Source organism: Methylobacterium sp. UNC378MF (assembly GCF_900103195.1).
GTDB lineage: Bacteria > Pseudomonadota > Alphaproteobacteria > Rhizobiales > Beijerinckiaceae > Methylobacterium.
On record NZ_FMWU01000012.1, the window covers coordinates 140,526 to 158,119 of the forward strand.

The 17,594-nt window shown below is 71.7% G+C and carries 17 protein-coding genes; 13 read left to right on the forward strand and 4 right to left on the reverse strand.

The features are described from left to right. The 8 genes from BLT59_RS14505 (at position 1) to eutC (ending at position 7,646) form a co-directional block, all read left to right on the forward strand. Positions 1-1,065, forward strand: a complete 1,065-nt coding sequence (locus BLT59_RS14505) for a branched-chain amino acid ABC transporter permease (RefSeq protein WP_175544016.1) — start codon at positions 1-3, stop codon at positions 1,063-1,065. Next, positions 1,065-1,808, forward strand: coding sequence for an ABC transporter ATP-binding protein (locus BLT59_RS14510; protein WP_091781385.1), 744 nt, complete (start codon positions 1,065-1,067; stop codon positions 1,806-1,808). The genes BLT59_RS14505 and BLT59_RS14510 overlap by 1 nt, the downstream gene beginning before the upstream one ends. Beyond that, positions 1,801-2,511, forward strand: coding sequence for an ABC transporter ATP-binding protein (locus tag BLT59_RS14515; protein ID WP_091781230.1), 711 nt, complete (start codon positions 1,801-1,803; stop codon positions 2,509-2,511). The genes BLT59_RS14510 and BLT59_RS14515 overlap by 8 nt, the downstream gene beginning before the upstream one ends. A 33-nt stretch (positions 2,512-2,544) precedes the next feature. Continuing rightward, positions 2,545-3,537, forward strand: coding sequence for an acetamidase/formamidase family protein (locus BLT59_RS14520; RefSeq protein WP_091781233.1), 993 nt, complete (start codon positions 2,545-2,547; stop codon positions 3,535-3,537). A gap of 21 nt (positions 3,538-3,558) precedes the next feature. Beyond that, positions 3,559-4,320: an SDR family NAD(P)-dependent oxidoreductase gene (locus tag BLT59_RS14525; protein ID WP_091781236.1), complete on the forward strand. Its 762-nt coding sequence runs from the start codon at positions 3,559-3,561 to the stop codon at positions 4,318-4,320. Between the two features lie 263 nt (positions 4,321-4,583). Then, the gene (locus tag BLT59_RS14530) at positions 4,584-5,288 is read left to right on the forward strand and encodes a L,D-transpeptidase (RefSeq protein ID WP_091781239.1); all 705 of its coding nucleotides are present in this window, start codon (positions 4,584-4,586) and stop codon (positions 5,286-5,288) included. Between the two features lie 169 nt (positions 5,289-5,457). Next, positions 5,458-6,861: an ethanolamine ammonia-lyase subunit EutB gene (locus BLT59_RS14535; protein ID WP_091781242.1), complete on the forward strand. Its 1,404-nt coding sequence runs from the start codon at positions 5,458-5,460 to the stop codon at positions 6,859-6,861. Next, entirely contained in the window at positions 6,858-7,646 is a 789-nt protein-coding gene (gene eutC, locus BLT59_RS14540; protein ID WP_091781245.1) for an ethanolamine ammonia-lyase subunit EutC, read from the forward strand. Before BLT59_RS14535 ends, eutC begins: the two co-directional genes overlap by 4 nt. Before the next feature lie 24 nt (positions 7,647-7,670). Here eutC and BLT59_RS14545 read toward each other — a convergent pair whose 3' ends face one another. Then, the gene (locus BLT59_RS14545; RefSeq protein ID WP_091781249.1) at positions 7,671-8,627 is read right to left on the reverse strand and encodes a GlxA family transcriptional regulator; all 957 of its coding nucleotides are present in this window, start codon (positions 8,625-8,627) and stop codon (positions 7,671-7,673) included. Positions 8,628-8,830: 203 nt separating this feature from the next. Here BLT59_RS14545 and solA point away from each other — a divergent pair, with 203 nt between their 5' ends. The 5 genes from solA to BLT59_RS14570 all read left to right on the forward strand — a co-directional run bounded on the left by solA (position 8,831) and on the right by BLT59_RS14570 (position 13,327). Next, positions 8,831-9,994, forward strand: a complete 1,164-nt coding sequence (gene solA, locus BLT59_RS14550; RefSeq protein ID WP_091781387.1) for an N-methyl-L-tryptophan oxidase — start codon at positions 8,831-8,833, stop codon at positions 9,992-9,994. 71 nt (positions 9,995-10,065) lie between these two features. Next, the gene (locus tag BLT59_RS14555) at positions 10,066-10,908 is read left to right on the forward strand and encodes a transporter substrate-binding domain-containing protein (RefSeq protein ID WP_091781252.1); all 843 of its coding nucleotides are present in this window, start codon (positions 10,066-10,068) and stop codon (positions 10,906-10,908) included. Positions 10,909-10,945: 37 nt separating this feature from the next. After that, positions 10,946-11,695 carry an amino acid ABC transporter permease gene (locus BLT59_RS14560; RefSeq protein WP_091781255.1) on the forward strand — a complete coding sequence of 250 codons (750 nt, stop codon included), beginning with the start codon at positions 10,946-10,948 and terminating at the stop codon, positions 11,693-11,695. Continuing rightward, the gene (locus BLT59_RS14565) at positions 11,692-12,543 is read left to right on the forward strand and encodes an amino acid ABC transporter permease (protein ID WP_091781258.1); all 852 of its coding nucleotides are present in this window, start codon (positions 11,692-11,694) and stop codon (positions 12,541-12,543) included. The genes BLT59_RS14560 and BLT59_RS14565 overlap by 4 nt, the downstream gene beginning before the upstream one ends. Positions 12,544-12,547: 4 nt before the next feature. Then, a complete protein-coding gene (locus BLT59_RS14570; protein ID WP_091781261.1) occupies positions 12,548-13,327 on the forward strand; it encodes an amino acid ABC transporter ATP-binding protein in 780 nt (259 codons plus the stop codon). Positions 13,328-13,343: 16 nt separating this feature from the next. On the opposite strand, the gene BLT59_RS14575 is transcribed toward BLT59_RS14570, so the two are convergent. From BLT59_RS14575 to BLT59_RS14585, 3 genes are read right to left on the reverse strand one after another with little or no spacing between them, the layout of a single operon-like run. Beyond that, positions 13,344-14,234 carry a polysaccharide deacetylase family protein gene (locus BLT59_RS14575; RefSeq protein ID WP_091781265.1) on the reverse strand — a complete coding sequence of 297 codons (891 nt, stop codon included), beginning with the start codon at positions 14,232-14,234 and terminating at the stop codon, positions 13,344-13,346. Positions 14,235-14,245: 11 nt separating this feature from the next. Beyond that, positions 14,246-16,714 (reverse strand): branched-chain amino acid ABC transporter ATP-binding protein/permease, encoded by a 2,469-nt coding sequence (locus tag BLT59_RS14580; protein ID WP_091781269.1) that lies wholly within the window; start codon positions 16,712-16,714, stop codon positions 14,246-14,248. Positions 16,715-16,718: 4 nt separating this feature from the next. Next, positions 16,719-17,588: a branched-chain amino acid ABC transporter permease gene (locus BLT59_RS14585; RefSeq protein WP_091781272.1), complete on the reverse strand. Its 870-nt coding sequence runs from the start codon at positions 17,586-17,588 to the stop codon at positions 16,719-16,721. Positions 17,589-17,594 lie beyond the last annotated feature (6 nt).

Below are 17,594 nucleotides of genomic sequence, written 5' to 3' on the forward strand. Positions count from 1 at the left end.
ATGGCGGTGACTCTGGCGATGACCCTCCTCCGGCGCCTTGAAGGCCCGCAGACCCTGGGGCGCGGCCCGGCCTTCTGGACCGCCTTCGCCCTCGTGGTCGCCGCCGCCATCGCCTACCCGTGGTTCGCGGACGGCTACACGGTCGGCAACACCGCCTACTTCTTCTGCTGGGTCTTCATGGCGCTCGGCCTGTGCCTGATCTGGGGCTACGGCGGCGCGCTCAGCTTCGGCCAGACCGCCTTCTTCGGCCTGTCGGGCTACGCCTACGGCGTGCTCACCCTCAATGTCGGCGCCGCCTACGGCTTCACCCTGGCGGCGCTGGTGCTGGCCGTGGCCCTCTCGGCCGTGATGGCGGCGCTCCTCGGCTACTTCCTGTTCTTCGGCCGCATCGGCGGCGTCTTCCTCGGCATCATCACCCTGTCGGTGACGCTCGCCCTGGAGCGCTTCATGGCGCAGACCGCCGGCCCGGACTGGAAGATCGGGGCGGCGCGCCTCAACGGCTACAACGGCATGAGCGGCATGCCGCCCCTGACCGTGCCGTGGTTCGACGGCGACGTCGTGCTGTTTCCCGACGTCGCCCTCTACTACGGGCTGCTGGCTCTCCTGATCGTCGTCTACCTCGCGCTGCGCATCCTGGTGAACGCCCGGTTCGGCAACGTGCTGGTGGCGATCCGCGAGAACCCGGAGCGGGCCGAGATGCTCGGCTACGACGTGCGGCGCTACCAGCTCGCCGCCTTCGTGATCGGCTCGGCCCTCGCGGGGCTGAGCGGCACCCTCTACACGGCCTGGGGCCAGTACATCACGCCCTCCAGCATGGGGCTCACCGCCGCCGCGCTGCCGGTGATCTGGGTCGCAGTCGGCGGCCGCGGCGACCTGACGGCCACGCTCATCGGCACGCTCTTGGTCCTCGGCGGCTTCCAGGCGCTGACGATCTACGGCAGCCAGTACGCCCTGGTGGTGATGGGCCTGCTCCTCGTCGTGGTGGTGCTGGCGGCGCCGGACGGCCTCGTGGTGGCGGGCCTGCGCGGGCTCGGCCGCCTGCGCCGCCGGGAGGCGAGCCGATGATTCCGCTCCTCGAGACCCGCGCTCTCAGCAAGCATTTCGGCGGTCTCCACGTCACCAACGACGTGAACTTCGCCCTGGCGCCTGGGGAGATCCACTGCCTGATCGGGCCGAACGGCGCCGGCAAGAGCACCTTCTTCCGCCTGCTGCTCGGCGAGTACACGCCGGAGCGCGGGCAGATCCTCTACGCCGGCGAGGACATCACTGCGCTCAAGCCCTTCGCGCGGATCCGGCGGGGCATGAGCGTCAAGTTCCAGGTGCCGGGCATCTTCCCGAGCCTGTCGGTCGCCCACAACCTGGAGATCGCCCTGCAGCACCACCTGGAGGGCGCCTCGCTCGGCGCCGAGATCCGCCGGCTGCTCGCCTTCCTCAACCTCACCGCGGCGGCCTCCGACCGCGCCGGCAACCTCAGCCACGGGCAGAAGCAGTGGCTGGAGATCGGCATGGCGATCAGCCTCAAGCCGCGCCTGCTCCTCCTCGACGAGCCCACCGCCGGGATGTCGCCGGATGAGACCTTCGCCACCGGCGAAATGGTGCAGGCGCTCAACCGCGACGGCGTCGCGGTGCTGGCCATCGAGCACGACATGGCCTTCGTCCGGCAGATCGCCCAGCGGGTGACCGTGCTCCATGTCGGGCGCATCTTCGCCCAGGGCACCACCGACGCGATCATCGCGGATGAGCGGGTCGCCGCGATCTATCTCGGGGAGGCGGACGCGCCGCCGCTGCGGAGCGTCGCCGATGCCTGAGCCGCTCCTCGCGACGACCGGCCTGCGCGCCGGCTACGGCGGCAAGCCCGTGCTGCAGGGTGTCGACCTCGCGGTCCGGCCCGGCGAGATCGTGGCGGTGATCGGCCGCAACGGCGTCGGCAAGTCGACGCTGATGCGCAGCCTCGTCGGGCTCTTGCCCGCCTCCGCGGGCGGCATCGCGTTCCGGGGCGCGGCCGTGGAGGGGCTCGCCGCCCACCGGCGCGCCCGCCTGGGCATCGGCTACGTGCCCCAGGGCCGCGACGTCTTCCCGCGCATGAGCGTCGCCGACAACCTGACGGTCGGCGCGTCGCTGCTGCCGAAGGGCGAGCGGCCGGATTACGAGCGCGCCTTCGGGCCGTTCCCGATCCTGCGGGAGCGGCGCGGGCAGCGGGCCGGGACGCTCTCGGGCGGCCAGCAGCAGCAGCTCGCCATCGGCCGCGTCCTCGTCGGCGGACCCGCGCTGATCCTGCTCGACGAGCCCTCCGAGGGCATCCAGCCCTCGGTGGTGCAGCAGATCGGCCGTACCCTGGTCGATCTCAACCATCGCACCGGGGTGACGATCGTGTTCGTGGAGCAGAACCTCGACCTGATCCGCGCCATGGCCCAGCGCAGCTACGTCATGGACAAGGGCCGGATCGTCGCGGAGCTGACGGCCCGGGACCTCGACGACCGCGACCTCGTGCGGCGCCACCTCGCCGTCTGACACCACAGTCCGACAACCAAGGGAGAGACGACCATGCAGTGGCTCGACCAGTCCATCATGGCCCGCAAGGGCGTCGCCGGCGGCAAGCCCGGCCTGGAGCACACGATTACCGAGGCCGAGCAGGGCCGCTACCACTACGTCTACGGGCCCTTCGCGGAGCCGGTGCTGACCGTCGATCCGGGCGCGGTCGTCACCGTCGAGACGCATGACGCCTTCGAGGGCAAGATCCGCCACGAGACCGACAGCCCGACGCAGATCCTGAACTTCCCCTACCTCAACCCGCAGAACGGGCCGATCTACGTCAACGGCGCCGAGAAGGGCGACTGCCTCGCGGTGGCGATCCGCTCGATCCGGCCGCGCGGCCCGCAGCCCTGCGGCACGACGCTGATCATGCCGGAATTCGGCGGCCTCGTCGCCACCGGCGACACCGCGCTCCTCAACCCGTCCCTGCCCGAGCGGGTGCGCAAGCTCGAGGTCACGGCCGAGAACGGCGTGCGCTGGAACGACCGGATCACGCTGCCCTACCAGCCGTTCATCGGCACGATCGGCACCTCGCCGGAGATCGAGGCGATCTCGTCGCTGCAGCCGGACTATTACGGCGGCAACATGGACCTGCCGGACGTCGGCGTCGGCGCGGTGATCTATTTGCCGGTGAATGCCAAGGGCGCGCTCCTCTATCTCGGCGACTGCCACGCCGCGCAGGGCGACGGCGAGCTCTGCGGCGTCGCGGTGGAGCACCCGACCCACACGACGGTGCAGATCGACCTGATCAAGGGCTGGACCTTCCGCTGGCCGCGGCTCGAGACCGCCGACTTCTACATGACGATCGGCTCGTCCCGACCGATGGAGGACGCCGCGCGCATCGCCTACCGCGAGCTGGTCCGCTGGCTCGCGGCCGATTTCGGCTTCGACGAGATCGACGCCTACATGCTGCTCACGCAGTGCGGGCGCGTGCGGCTCGGTAACATGGTCGATCCGAAATACACGCTCGGCGCCTCGATCACGAAGGCGATCGCCCACGCCTGATCGGCGACGGAGGAGGATGGCATGGATCTCGGGCTCAGAGGCCGCCGGGCGCTGGTGACCGGCGGCACCAAGGGGATCGGCGCGGCGATCGTCGACCTGCTGGCCGACGAGGGGGCGGCGGTCGCCCTCTGCGCCCGCAACGGAGCGGAGGTCGCCGCCAAGGTGGAGGCCCTGCGCGCCAGGGGCGTGGCGGCGACCGGGCGCGCCGTCGACGTCGCCGATTCCGCCGCCCTGCGCGGCTGGGTCGCCGAGGCCGCGGAGGAGCTGGGCGGCCTCGACATCGTGGTGCTGAACGTGAGCGCGCTGGCGGTCGGCAGCGACGAGGCGGCGTGGCGCAGCGGCTTCGCGGTCGACATGATGGGCACCGTCTCGGCGGTCGAGGCGGCCATGCCGTATCTCGAGCGCTCCGAGGCCGGCGCGATCGTCGTCATCTCCAGCGTCTCCGGGCGCGAGATCGACTTCGCGGCCGGTCCCTACGGTGCCTTCAAGGCAGCGCTGATCCACTACGCGCAGGGCCTGGCGTTCCAGCTGGCGCCCCGGAACATCCGGTCCAACTCGGTCTCGCCCGGCAACACCTACTTCGCGGGCGGCGTCTGGCACCAGATCGAGACCGGCAACCCGGCGCTGTTCGCCGAGGCGCTCCGGCTGAACCCGACTGGACGGATGGCGCGACCGGAGGAAGTGGCCCGCGCGGCCGTCTTCCTGGCCAGTCCGGCCGCGAGTTTCATCACCGGCACCAACCTCGTGGTGGACGGCAGCCTGACCCGCGGCGTGCAGTTCTGACTCCGCCTGCCGGCCCCGGATTGCGCCGGGACGCCCGCGCAGGCAGCCACAGCACGCCCAGCGCATTCGCCACAAATGTTCGGCGACGAAGTCTGGAGATCGCGAGAATCGACCACATTTGCGACGCATTTCGGCTGCTCTCGGCTTTGTAGAGACAAGCTTGCCAGGCACGCTGGCGCGCGGCACTCTCAAGCTTGGCCGTTCGTGCGACGCAGGCACGCCGCGCGGTCGCGCCAGGCTGCAGGACAGGGAAGTCCAGGGCGATGATGACGGACGATCGCAAGGCCGGCGGGCTCGACGAGCGCGGGCGCCCCGGGCGCGAGGCGGAGCTTCTCAGCCGCCGGTCATTCCTGGCCGGCTCGGCCCTCGGGATCGGCGCCCTCTCGCTTGGCGGGTGCGGGACGACCGACACCCTGCTCATGGCCGAGGCGGCCAAGACCTACGGGCCGATGCCGAACGAGAAGTTCCCGATCCCGGCGGTCGACGTCAGCAAGGTCAACCCGAAATACTATCGGCGGACCGTCCAGTACGCCTCGTCGGAAGCCCCAGGCACGATCGTGGTCGATCCCGCCAATTACTACGTCTACCGCATCGAGGGTGACGGCACCGCCACGCGCTACGGCGCCAATGTCGGCCGCCAGGGCTTCCTGTGGAACGGCGACGCCTATGTCGGCCGCAAGTCCGAATGGGCGACCTGGACGCCGCCCAAGGAGATGATCCGGCGCCAGCCCGAGGCCGCGAAATACGCCCGCGGCATGCCCGGCGGCCTCGACAACCCGCTCGGCGCCCGCACGCTCCACCTCTACCAGAACGGCGCCTACACGCTCTATACGATCTACGCCAGCAGCGACGCCGAATCGATCGGCACGGGCATCACCAGCGGCTGCGTCGGCTTGCTCAGCCAGGACATGATCCATCTCTACGCTCGGACCCCGGTGAAGACGAAGGTGGTGGTGCTGCCGGCCTGAGGACGGGCATGCGCCGCGCCCGAAGCAGGCGAGGCGGCGCACGATCCCGGACGGAGGGCGGCGGTTTCGCCGACTGCGCCCCGATTGCGCCGGTCCCGCTCCCTGGCGGCCTCGAAATCCGGCAGGATCGGGTTACCTGACGTCCGACAGCGCGCCGGGAGCGACCGCCATGGCCTACGCGACGACGATCGAAGGCACACGCTTCACCTTTCCCGACCTGCGCAGCCTGCTCGCCAAGGCGACACCGGAGCGTTCGGGCGACCAGCTCGCCGGCCTCTGCGCGGAGGGCCCGGTGGAGCGTCTGGCCGCGCAGATTGCCCTCGCCGACCTGCCGCTGAGGACCTTCCTGGCCGAGGAGCTGATCCCCTCCGATGAGGACGAGGTCTCGGACCTGATCGCCCGCCGACACGATGCGGGTGCCTTCGCGCCGGTGTCATCCCTCACGGTCGGCGCCTTCCGCGAGTGGCTGCTCTCGCCCGCTGCCGACGCGCAGGCGCTCGCCGCCCTATCGCCCGGACTCACGCCCGAGATGGTCGCGGCGGTCTCGAAGATCTGCCGGCTGCAGGACCTCGTCGCGGTCGCCGCCAAGCGGCCGGTGGTGACGCGCTTCCGCTCGACGATCGGCCTGCCAGGCCGGCTCGCGACACGCAACCAACCGAACCATCCGACCGATTCGTCCGAGGGCATCCTGATCTCGGCCCTCGACGGCCTGCTGATGGGCTCGGGCGACGCGGTGATCGGCGTGAACCCGGCCACCGATTCCCTGCCGGACTACATCCGCATCGTCGAGCTGCTGGAGACCCTGCGGCTGCGTCTCGACGTGCCGACCCAGCATTGCTGCCTCGGCCACGTCACGGTGGCGATCGAGGCCATGGCCCGGGGCGCGCCCGTCGACCTCGTGTTCCAGTCGGTGGCGGGCTCGCAGAAGGCCAATGCCGGCTTCGGCGTCGACCTCGCCGTCCTGCGCGAGGCCGCCGAGGCGGCGCGCGCGCTCGGCCGCTGCCCGGCGGGCGGTCAGTTCATGTACTTCGAGACCGGCCAGGGCTCGGCCCTCTCCGCGGACGCCCACTGGGGCGTCGACCAGCAGACCATGGAGGCGCGCGCCTACGCGGTGGCGCGAGAGTTCGACCCGCTCCTCGTCAACACGGTCGTCGGCTTCATCGGCCCCGAGTACCTCTACAACGGCAAGCAGATCATCCGCGCCGGGCTGGAGGACCATTTCTGCGGCAAGCTTCTCGGCCTGCCGATGGGCGTGGACGTCTGCTACACCAACCACGCCGATGCCGACGGCGAGGACATGGACGCGCTTCTGACCCTGCTGTGCGCGGCCGGCGTCAACTTCGTCATCACCGTGCCGGGGGCGGACGACGTGATGCTGAACTACCAGTCGCTCTCCCACCACGACGCGGTCTTCGCCCGCGAGACCCTGGGTCGCCGTCCGGCCCCGGAATTCGAGGCGTGGCTGCGGGATGTGCGGATCACGGACGCGCAGGGCCGGCTGGCCAGCGCGACGGGCGCGCTGCCCCCGGCGCTGGCCGAGGCGTCCCGGCTCCTGCCGGGGAGAGCGGCGTGAGCGAAGAGCCGGCCCGCCCAGGGCCCCCGACGCTGCGTGACCTGCGCGGGCTGACCCAGGCGCGCATCGCGCTGGGCGCGCACGGCGCCGGCCTCCCGACCGGCGCGGCGCTCGCCTTCGGCCTCGACCATGCCCGCGCCCGCGAGGCGGTGTGGACGCCCCTCGACGTGGCCGCGATCCGCGAAGGGCTGCGGGCGCAGGGCCTGGACTCGGTGGAGGTCCGCTCGGCCGTGTCCGACCGGGCGGAGTACCTGCGTCGACCGGACCGGGGCCGCAGCCTCGATGCGGAGTCCGCGGCGCTGCTCGCCGGGCTCGACGGGCACGGGCAGGGCTTCGACGTCGCCATCGTGATCGCGGACGGGCTGTCGGCGACGGCGGTCGCGCTGAACGCGGTCCCGGCGGCCGCGGCGCTGGCGGCACGGGTGCGGCGGGCCGGCTGGAGGCTGGCGCCCGTGGTGGTCGCGAGCCAGGGGCGTGTGGCGATCGGCGATCCGATCGGGGCGCGGCTCGGGGCGCGCTGCGTCGTGGTGCTGATCGGGGAGCGTCCGGGCCTGTCGGCCTCGGACAGCCTGGGCTGCTACGTCACGTTCGGCCCGGAGCCGGGCCTGCCCGACTCGCGGCGCAACTGCATCTCGAACATCCGGCAGGACGGCCTGGCGGTCGAGGCGGCCGCCGGGCAGATGGAGGCGCTGCTGCGGGCGATGCTGGTCCAGGGCACCAGCGGCGTCGCGCTGCGCCGGGAGGATCCCGCCGATCCGACGGCTCTCCCGGGCGCCCGGAACTGACCGCTCGGACTGCCCGGGCGGACGTCACGCTCGCTCCGCGGACGGGCTGCAGCCGAACTGGGACCGGTAGCAGCGCGCGAAATGGGCGGCGCTCGAGAAGCCGCATGCCGTCGCGATCTCCCCGATCCTGAGCGGGCTCTGGCGCAGCAGGCGCCGTCCGTGGGCGAGGCGGATAGCCCTGTACTGCGCCGAGAAGCTCAGCCCGAGCTTGTCGAGGAACAGCCGGTCGAGGTGGCGCGGGCTGATCGCCGCGAGGCGCGCCATGGCGAGGCGGCCGAGCGGAGCCTCCACGGTCTTCTCCATCGTCTCCAGCACCGCCAGCAGGGCCGGATGGTGGACCCCGTAGCGCTCGACCGCGGAGGCCCGCTGCGGGTCGTCGGCGGCGCCGATGGCGGTGTGGAGAAACCAGTCGGACACCCGGCGGGCGAAGGCCTCGCCCATGCGCTCGGCGATGAGAGCGTGGGCCATCTCCAGCGGCGCGACGCCGCCGCCGCAGGTCAGGCGATCGCCGTCGGCGACGTAGCGCGCGCGGCTCAGGCGCGCCTCCGGGAAGGTCTCGAGCGTGGCGCCGGCATACTCCCAGTGGAGCGTGAACGCGCGATCGGCCAGCAGGCCCGCCGCGGCCATCAGGTAGGGACCGCCCGAGATGCCGCCGATGCGGACGCCGAGCCGGGCCATCCGCCGCAGGGTCGCGTGGATCTCAGGCCTGTCCCACTCGGTCGGCTCGCCGCCCGCGCAGACGAAGAGGGTGTGGAGGTGGCCGCGCAGGCGCGGCAGCGCCTCGGTGGGGACCTCCGCACCCGATGAGGCGGCCACCCGGCCCTCCGCCTCGCCGAAATAGCGCAGGCGGTAAAGCGGCCGCCCCGCGAGCTCGTTGGCCGCGCGGAACGGCTCGCAGCCCGAGGCGAAGGATAGCAGCGCGAAGCCGGGCACGAGGATGAAACCGATCTCCTGCGGCCGGTCCCCGGTCTCCGCATCCATCTCACCCGCGCCCTCCGCCACCCGATGGCTCAAACGTGCAGGAAACCGTCCGTAACAGTCAAACCTGCCGCCCGGCATCCATCATTCTGTGTGCCGTTATCCCGTGCCGCGCGAGACCGCATCCGGATGCCTCGACCTGCCGATCTGCTCCCCTGCCGCGCTGCGGCGGCGTCCCGTCTCGTGAGCCAGCGGGAGTGCCGGCCGTGAGCCGCCGCTACGACGTCGCCGTCCTGGGACTCGGCGCGATGGGCAGCGCCGCGCTCTACCAGCTGGCGAAGCGGGGCGTCGCGGTGATCGGGCTCGACCGCTTCGCCCCGCCCCACGCGCTCGGGTCCAGCCACGGCGAGACGCGGATCACCCGGCAGGCGGTCGGCGAGGGCGCCGACTACGTGCCCTTCGTCACCGCCTCGCACCGCATCTGGCGCGAGCTGGAGGCCGAGACGGGCGAGACCCTGCTGAACGCCTGCGGCGCCCTCGTCATGGCCCCGGGCCACGGCGTCTCCTCGCATCACGGCAAGCCGGACTTCGTCGGACGCTCCATCAGCGCCGCGGAGGGGGCCGGCATCGTCCACGAGGTGCTCACCGGCGCGGACGTGGCTCGCCGGTTCCCGCAATTCCTGAACCTCGCGGGCGACGAGAAGGCCTATTACGAGCCGGGCGGCGGCTACGTCTTTCCGGAGCGCTGCCTCGCGGCCCAGCTCGGTCGCGCGGGGGCCGCGGGTGCCGAGATCCGCACGAACTGCGCGGTGGTCGGGCTGCAGCAGGACGGGAGTGGCGTCCGCATCGAGACGGCGGAGGGGACCATCCTGGCCCACCGCGCCGTCGTGGCCGCGGGCGCCTGGACGGCGCCGCTGCTCGGGAGCCCGTTCGACCGGCTGCTGACCGTCCGCCGTCAGCTCCTGCACTGGTATGCGCTGGCGGATGACACCGCCTACGGGCCGCATTCGCCGGTCTTCATCTGGATGTACGGGACGAGCGACACCGAATACCTCTACGGCTTCCCGCCGCTCGACGGCTCCATCAAGGTCGCGACGGAGCAGTACGACACCACCACCACCGCCAACGGGGTGGCGCGTCGCGTCGATCCCTCCGAATCCGACGAAATGTACCGGCTGCGCGTCGCGAACCGGCTGGCCGGCGCGACCCCGGAGGTCGTCCAGGCCGCGGCCTGCGTCTACACGGTGACCCCCGACCGCGGCTTCATCATCGACCGGCATCCCGCGATGGACCGGGTCACGGTGGTCTCCGCCTGTTCGGGGCACGGCTTCAAGCACTCGGCCGGCATCGGCGAGGCCGTCGCGGCGGATCTGGCCGGGACGGGCGTCACGGTCGATCTCAGGCCCTTCGCACTGGCACGTTTCAGTTGATGCGCCGGCTAATGGCTCGTGGATTGCTTGAAACCATGCCAAGATCAGCCGACCCGAGCAGGAAAGTACCGATGCGCCTCACGATCCGCACCCTTCTGACCACCGGTGCGATGGCCGCGCTCGCGGCGCTCTCGGCCGTCGCGCTGCCCGGCCGGGCCGCGGCCGCCGACGGCGTCGACGCGATCAAGAAGCGCGGGACGCTGATCGTCGGCGTGAAGGCGGATTACAAGCCGTTCGGCTTCCGCGACCCGAGCGGGGCGATCATCGGCCTGGAGCCCGACCTCGCCGCCGACCTCGCCAAACGGCTGGGCGTGAAGCTGGAGCTCGTGCCGGTCGTCTCGGCCAACCGGATCGAGTTCCTGCAGCAGGGCAAGGTCGACCTGCTGATCGCTACCCTGTCGGACAAGCCGGAGCGCCGCCGCGTCGTGCAGGCGATCGACCCGAACTACTATTCCGACTTCGTGAACGTCCTGCTGCCCAAGAACTCGGGCATCACCGACTGGGCGCAGCTGAAGGGCAAGCCGCTCTGCGCCACGTCAGGGGCCTGGTACAACAAGGACGTCGCGCGGACCTACGGCGCCGAGATCGTCGCCTTCGACGGGTCCGAGAAGCCGCTCTTCGCGCTCAAGCAGGGCAACTGCATCGGCTATGTCTACGACCAGAGCATGCTGCAGGGTAAGCTGCTCGACGACGACTGGAAGGCCAATTACGCGCTGCCGCTCAAGGGCATCCTCGACGCCCCGTGGATGATGGCGGTGGCGCAGGGCAACACCACGCTCCAGGCCGCGGTCGAGGACGCCACCAAGGACTGGATGAAGACCGGCTTCATTGTCAACGAGGAGAAGAAGTGGGGCATCGAGCCGACCGCTTACTCGAAGGCGATGCACGAGAAGTACAAGAACGCAACCAACTGATGCGCGCCTGCACGACGAAGCCGGGCGTTCGCCCGCGATGATCGCCACGATCCAGGCGTGGTTCCAGCAACTCTACGAGACCACGGGCTTCAACTTCACGGTCTTCTACGATCCCTACGACTGGGACCGCTACGTGGCCGGCCTGCGGATGACGCTGCTCCTCGGGATCAGCACGATCCTGGTGAGCCTCGTAATCGGCGCGGTCGGGGCGCTCCTGCAGAGCGGGCCGTCGCGCGTCCTGCGGGCGCTGGTCAACGGGTTCGTGGTGGTGTTCCGCAACACGCCGCCGCTCGTGCAGATCTTCTTCTTCTATTTCGGCCTCGGGACGCTGCTGCCGGACATCCGCACGGCGGACGGGCTGCGCGCCCCGATCCTCAACAACGTCCAGTGGGCGGTCATCTCGCTGTCGCTGTTCGCGGGCGCGTTCAACGTCGAGATCTTCCGCTCCGGCATCGAGGCGGTGCCGCGGACCACGGTCGAGGCCGCCGAGGCCCTGGGCTACACGCGCTTCAAGGCCTACCGGTACGTCGTCCTGCCGCTGGCCCTGCGCGTCTGTCTGCCGGCCCTGAACAACAACCTGATCAACCTCCTGAAGACCACGACGCTGGCCTACGCCATCGCGGTCCCGGAGACCCTGTACGCGGTCAAGCAGATCTGGTCCGAGTCGCAGAACGTCCTGGAGATGATGCTCGTGCTGCTGGCGACCTACGCGGTCCTCGTCGGCGTGCTCGTCTGGATGATGCACCGCTGGGAGCGCGCCCTGCGGATCCCGGGATACGGCCGATGAAAGCTGCCGATCCGCGGGGAGGACGGCCGGGCGCCCTGCCGGTCCTCCTGCCCTTCGCGCTCCCGAAGGACCGCGCGGCGGCGCACCTGCGCCCGGCCCATCTCTGGCTGCTGGCCGGCCTCGGCCTCGTCGCCGTCCCGGCCTGGGCACAGGGCGGGGCCGCCGCGCTGTCGCCGCTGGAGGTCGTGATCAAGTGGGCACCCCTCCTGCTCACGGGCTTCGCCTTCAACGTCGCGATCTCGCTGATGGCGATGGCGATCGGGACGGTGGCGGGCATCGGGCTCGGTCTGGCCATGCTGGCGGAGGGGCGCGTCCTGCCCCGCCTCGCGTGGTGCGCCACGCAGGTCTTCCGCAACGTGCCCTGGCTGGTCCTGCTGTTCTTCGTGATGTTCCTGGTGCCGTTCCAAATCACCGTGTTCGGTGTCCGCGTGCCGCTGCCCGACTGGGTCAAGGCGACCTTCGGCTTCAGCCTGCCGGTCATGGCCAACGTCGCCGAGATCGTCCGCGGCGCGGTGCGCTCGGTGCCCAACACCCAGTGGGAGGCCGCCGAATCCCTGGCCTTCACCCGGCGCCAGACGATGTGGCGCATCATCCTGCCCCAGTGCGCGAAGCGCATGCTGCCGCCCTGGATGAACGTCTACTCGCTCATCGCGATGGCGACCGTGCAGGCCTCCATCGTCGGCGTCACCGAGATGCTGACGCTGACCGCGCAGGTGCACGCCGCCGAGGGCGGCCGCCCCGAGCTGTTCGCGCCGCTCTACGGCTTCGCGCTGCTCTGCTTCTTCCTCTACTGCTACCCGATCGACCGGTTCACCGCCGCCCTGGAACGCCGCTTCGAGACCCGCTGAGACCATGACGCGCGCGACCCTGGCCGCCACCCCGTCCCCGAGCTGGACCCCCGATCAGCCGATCGTCCGCGTCGTCGACGTGCACAAGTCGTTCGGGACGTTCGAGGTGCTGAAGGGGATCAGCTTCGACGTCCGCAAGGGCGAGGTAGTGTGCATCATCGGCCCCTCGGGCTCGGGCAAGTCGACGCTGATCCGCTGCGTCAACGCGCTGGTGCCGGTCAGCGCGGGCTCGATCGAGGTCGAGGGGATCGACGTCACCGATCCCCGGCTCGACAAGCTGGCGCTGCGCCGCAAGGTCGGCATGGTGTTCCAGCAGTACAACCTGTTCCCGCACAAGACCGCGCTGCAGAACGTGATGATGGCCCCCATCCACGTCCTCGGGCAGGAGAAGCGCGAGGTCGAGGCCCGGGCGCGGGCGCTCCTCGCCAAGGTCCGGCTGGCCGGCAAGGAGAACGCCTATCCGGGTGAGTTGTCCGGCGGCCAGCAGCAGCGCGTGGCGATCGCCCGCTCACTGGCGATGCGGCCGGACGTGATGCTGTTCGACGAGGTCACCGCCGCCCTCGATCCGGAGACGGTCAAGGAGGTGCTGGTGACGATCCGGGAACTCGCCGAGGAGGGCATGACCTGCATGCTCGTCACGCACGAGATGAACTTCGCCCGCGACGTCGCCGACCACATCTACTTCACCGACCGCGGCGTGATCGTCGAGCACGGGCCGCCCGCGACCTTCTTCGCCTCCGCCCGGGACGAGCGCACGCGCCGGTTCCTGTCGCAGGTGCTCTGAGATCGCCGGAGCCGCGTCAGCGCGGCCCGGCCTCCCGCGCCACGATGTGGTCGGCGATCGCCCCGGCCGTGGTGAGCCAGATGTCGTCGCGCCGGTCGACGATGTGCTGGAGCGCCCGTCGCAGGGGCCGCAATCGGTGCGGGCGCCCGACGATGTAGGGATGGAGCGCGATGCCCATGACCAAGGGTGCGGCCTGCGCCTGCTCCAGCATCTCGTCGAAGGCGTCGACGATGGCGTCGGCGAACTGGCGGCCCGTCTCCTTGCGGGCGACGATCGCGGGGATGTCGTTGAGTTCCTGCGGGTAGGGCACCGTCAGGATCCGGCCGCCGCCGCGGGTCGCGAACCAGGTCGGTTGGTCGTCGTGGTCCCAGTCGAGCAGGTAGCGGTAGCCGGCCTCGGCGAGGAGATCGGGCGTCACCCACGACTGCGAGATCCACGGCCCGAGCCAGCCGGCCGGCGGGCGGCCCTCCTGCGCGGCGATCACCTGCGTCGTCTCGGCGATCAGCGCCCGCTCGGCGGCCTCGTCGAGCGTGCCCTGCCGCTCGGCGTTGGTCCGCCCGTGACCGACAATCTCGTCGCCCCGCGCCCGGAACGCCTCGATCAGCCCGGGGCAGTCCCGGTAGAGGTTGCTGTTGACCAGCACGCTCGCCGGCATCGCCAGTTCGTCCAGCATCTCGGCGATCCGCCACGCGCCGACCCGGTTGCCCCAGTCGCGCCACGCGTAGTTGAGCACGTCCGGCTGCGGGCCACCCGGCGCCAGCTCGGCGCCCAGGCCCTCGCCGAACGCGAAGGTCTCGAGATTCAGCCCGATATAGACGGCGAGGCGCTTGCCCTCCGGCCAGTCGTAGACCGGCCGGTCGGGCAGGGCGCTGTAGCCGTAGCGGCCGTGTCCGGCATTCGTGTCCATGAGTGCCCCCGTTACGCCGCACCGAGATAGGCCGCTTCCAGCCCCTTGTCCGCCGACAGTTCCGCGGCGGTTCCGCGCGCGACGACCCGGCCCTGTTCCAGCACGTAGCCGCGATCGGCGACCGTGAGGGCCAGCGCCGCCATCTGGTCGACGATCAGGATGGTGACGCCCTCGTCGCGCAGCTCGGCCACGGTAGCGTAGAGGGCGTTGATCATCGCGGGGGCAAGGCCGAGCGACGGCTCGTCGAGGAGCAGGATGCGCGGGTGCGCCATCAACCCGCGGGCGATGGCCAGCATCTGCTGCTCGCCGCCGGAGAGCAGGCCCGCCCGGCTTGCCGAGCGGTCGCGCAGCCGCGGGAACCGGTCGAGCAGGCGCTCGACCTCGGCCGGGTCGATCGGCGTCCCGCGCCCGAAGGCGCCGAGGCGGATGTTCTCGACGACGGTGAGCTCCGGGAAGACCTGCCGGCCCTCCGGCACCAGGACGAGGCCGCCGCGGGCGATCCGGTGCGCGGGCAGCGCATCGATGCGCCGGTCGTCGAACACGACCGATCCCGCGACCGGGCGCAGCAGACCCGACAGCGCCCGCATGGCCGTGGACTTGCCGGCGCCGTTCGCGCCCAGCAGGGCGACGGTCTCGCCCGGCCGCACGTCGAGATGGACGCTATCGAGGACCGGCGCGGCGCCGTAGCCGGCGGTCAGGTCGAGGACCGAGAGGATCGCGTCCGCCGGGCCCTGCCACGGCGCGCTCCGCGGCCGGGCCGGCGTGTCGGCGCCGCCGAGATAGGCGCGCAGCACCGCCGGGTCGCGCCGGATCTCGGCGGGGGTGCCCCGCGCGATCGGGCGCCCGGCATCCATGACGAGGATGTGGTCGGAGATGCCCATCACCAGCGGCATGTCGTGCTCGACCAGCACCACCGCGACGCCCTGGTCGGCGATCCGGCGGATCAGGCCGGCCAGCCGGTCGGTGTCGGCCCGCGACAGGCCGGCGGCGGGCTCGTCGAGGAGCAGCACCGCGGGGCTGCCGGCGAGTGCCCGGGCGATCTCCACGAGGCGCCGGTCGACATGGGGCAGCTCGGCGGCCGGGCGGTCGAGGGCGCCGCGGTAGCCGACGAAGGCGAGGAGCGACGCTGCCGTCTGACGGTCCTGCGTCCGCGCGCGGCGCCAGAGCCGGCCCGGCGCGAGGCCGAGGGCGACGTTGTCGACCACCGGCAGCGAGCCGAACAGGCGCGTGGTCTGGTAGGTGCGCGCGATGCCGGCGCGGGCGACGACGTAGGCCGGCCGGCCGGCGAGGTCGCGGTTGCCGAGCCGGATCGTCCCGGCGCTCGGGCGGTAGAAGCCCGAAACCATGTTGAGCAGGGTGGTCTTGCCGGCGCCGTTCGGGCCGATCACGCTGGTGACGGCCGCTGGCCGGGCGGTGAGGTCGACGCCCTCCGCCGCCGTGATGCCGCCGAAGCGGATGCCGATCCCGTCGAGGACGAGGGCCTCGCGCGCCGCCGTGCCGGGCAACGACGCGTCCCCGTCGTCCGCGCCGGCCGGTGCGTCCCGACCGCGGGGCAGCAGGCGGGCGAGGCTGCCGACCAGCCCCGAGGGCACCAGCCAGAGCACCGCCAGCGTCGCGACGCCGAAGAACAGCAGGCGGTACTCGGCGAGTCCCGACAGCGCCTCCGGCAGCAGCACGGTGACGAGGGCCCCGAGGAGCGGGCCGAGCACCGTGCCGGCGCCGCCGACGATCACCGACAGGACGAACAGGATCGACTGCGAGAACGGGAACGAGCTCGGCGCGATGAACAGCATCAGCGGCGGCAGGATTGCCCCCGCGAGGCCGGTCAGGGCCGCGGAGATCGCGAAGGCCAGGGTCTTCACCCGGACCGGGTCGAAGCCCAAAGCCGCGGCGGCGACGTCGGCGTCGCGCACGGCGCGCATCGCCCGGCCGAGGCGGCTGCGGGCGAGGAGGTCGAATCCGACGAGGCTCGCCCCGGCCGCGAGCACCGCCAGCACCGCGAGGCCGGCCGACGAGAGCGGCTCGCCGAAAAGCGTCGGCGCGTCGGTGACGACGAGGCCGTTCTGGCCGCCGGTCAGCTCGCCGCCCTCGATCAGGCCGTGCTCGACGATGAAGCCGAAGGCGATCGTCAGCATGGCGAGGTAGGGGCCCTTCACCCGCATCGCCGGCACCGCCACGAGGCCGCCGACGAGCGCCGCGATCAGGGCCGCCGCCGGGAGCGCCAGCCAGAAGCTGACGCCGTGGAGCGTCAGGATCGCGCTGGCGTAGGCGCCGATCGCGTAGAAGCCGGCCTGGCCGAAGGAGATCAGCCCGGTCAGGCCGAGGAGCACGTTGAGGCCGACGCCCGCCACCGTGGTCAGCGCCACGAGGGCGATCACGAAGTGGCTGTAGCCGGCGGTCAGCGCGACGAGGCCGAGCGCGGCGGCGGTGAGGCCGGCGATGCCGAGCCGCATCGCCGGGGCCGAGCGCAGGTACGGCATCGCGTCAGACCTTGTTGACCGCGGCGCGGCCGAGCAGGCCGTCGGGGCGCAGGGTGAGGGCCAGGATGATTACCGAGAACACCACGAGCTGCGTGTAAGTCGAGCCGAGGGTCGCGGTGACGCCGGCCTCGACGAGGCCGTAGAGCAGCCCCGCCAGGATCACCCCGGTGGCGGAGCCGATGCCGCCGAGGATCGCGACCGCGAAGGCCTTGAGGCCGAACAGCGTGCCGAGCTCGGCCGAGACCGAGAAGAGCGGCGCGATCAGGAGGCCGGCGATGCCGGCCAGCACCGCCGAGAGCGCGAAGGCGCAGGCCACGGTGCGGCGCACGTCGATCCCCATCAGGCGGGCAGCGTCGGCGTTCTGCGCCACCGCCAGCAGGACGCGTCCGAGATCGGTCCGGCGGAACACCGTGCGGATCGCGAAGGCGAGGGCGATCCCGACCACCGGGATCACGAGCTGCAGCGGGTAGATGCCGGTCCCGAGGACCTCCACCGGCCTTGTCGCGAGCGGGGAGGGGAGGCTTCGCGGCTCCTTGCCGAAGGTGAACAGCACGGTGTTGTCGAGGACGATGCCGCCCGCCACGGTCGCCAGGAGCCACGCGTCCGAGCCGCGCGCCACGAACGGGCGGACCAGCGCCCGCTCGACCACGAGGCCGAACAGGGCGCAGCCGGCGAGCGCCAGGATGATCGCGGCCGGCATTGGCCAGCCGAGGGTGACGCCGAGCGCGTAGGCCAGGACCGCGCCGAGGGTGACGACGCTTCCTTGCGCGAAGTTCACGGTCCCCGACACCGCGTAGGTCACGTGGAAGCCCAGGGCCACGAGCCCGTACATGCTGCCGAGGCCGAGGCCGCTGACGAGGATGGAGGTCAGCATCGCCGG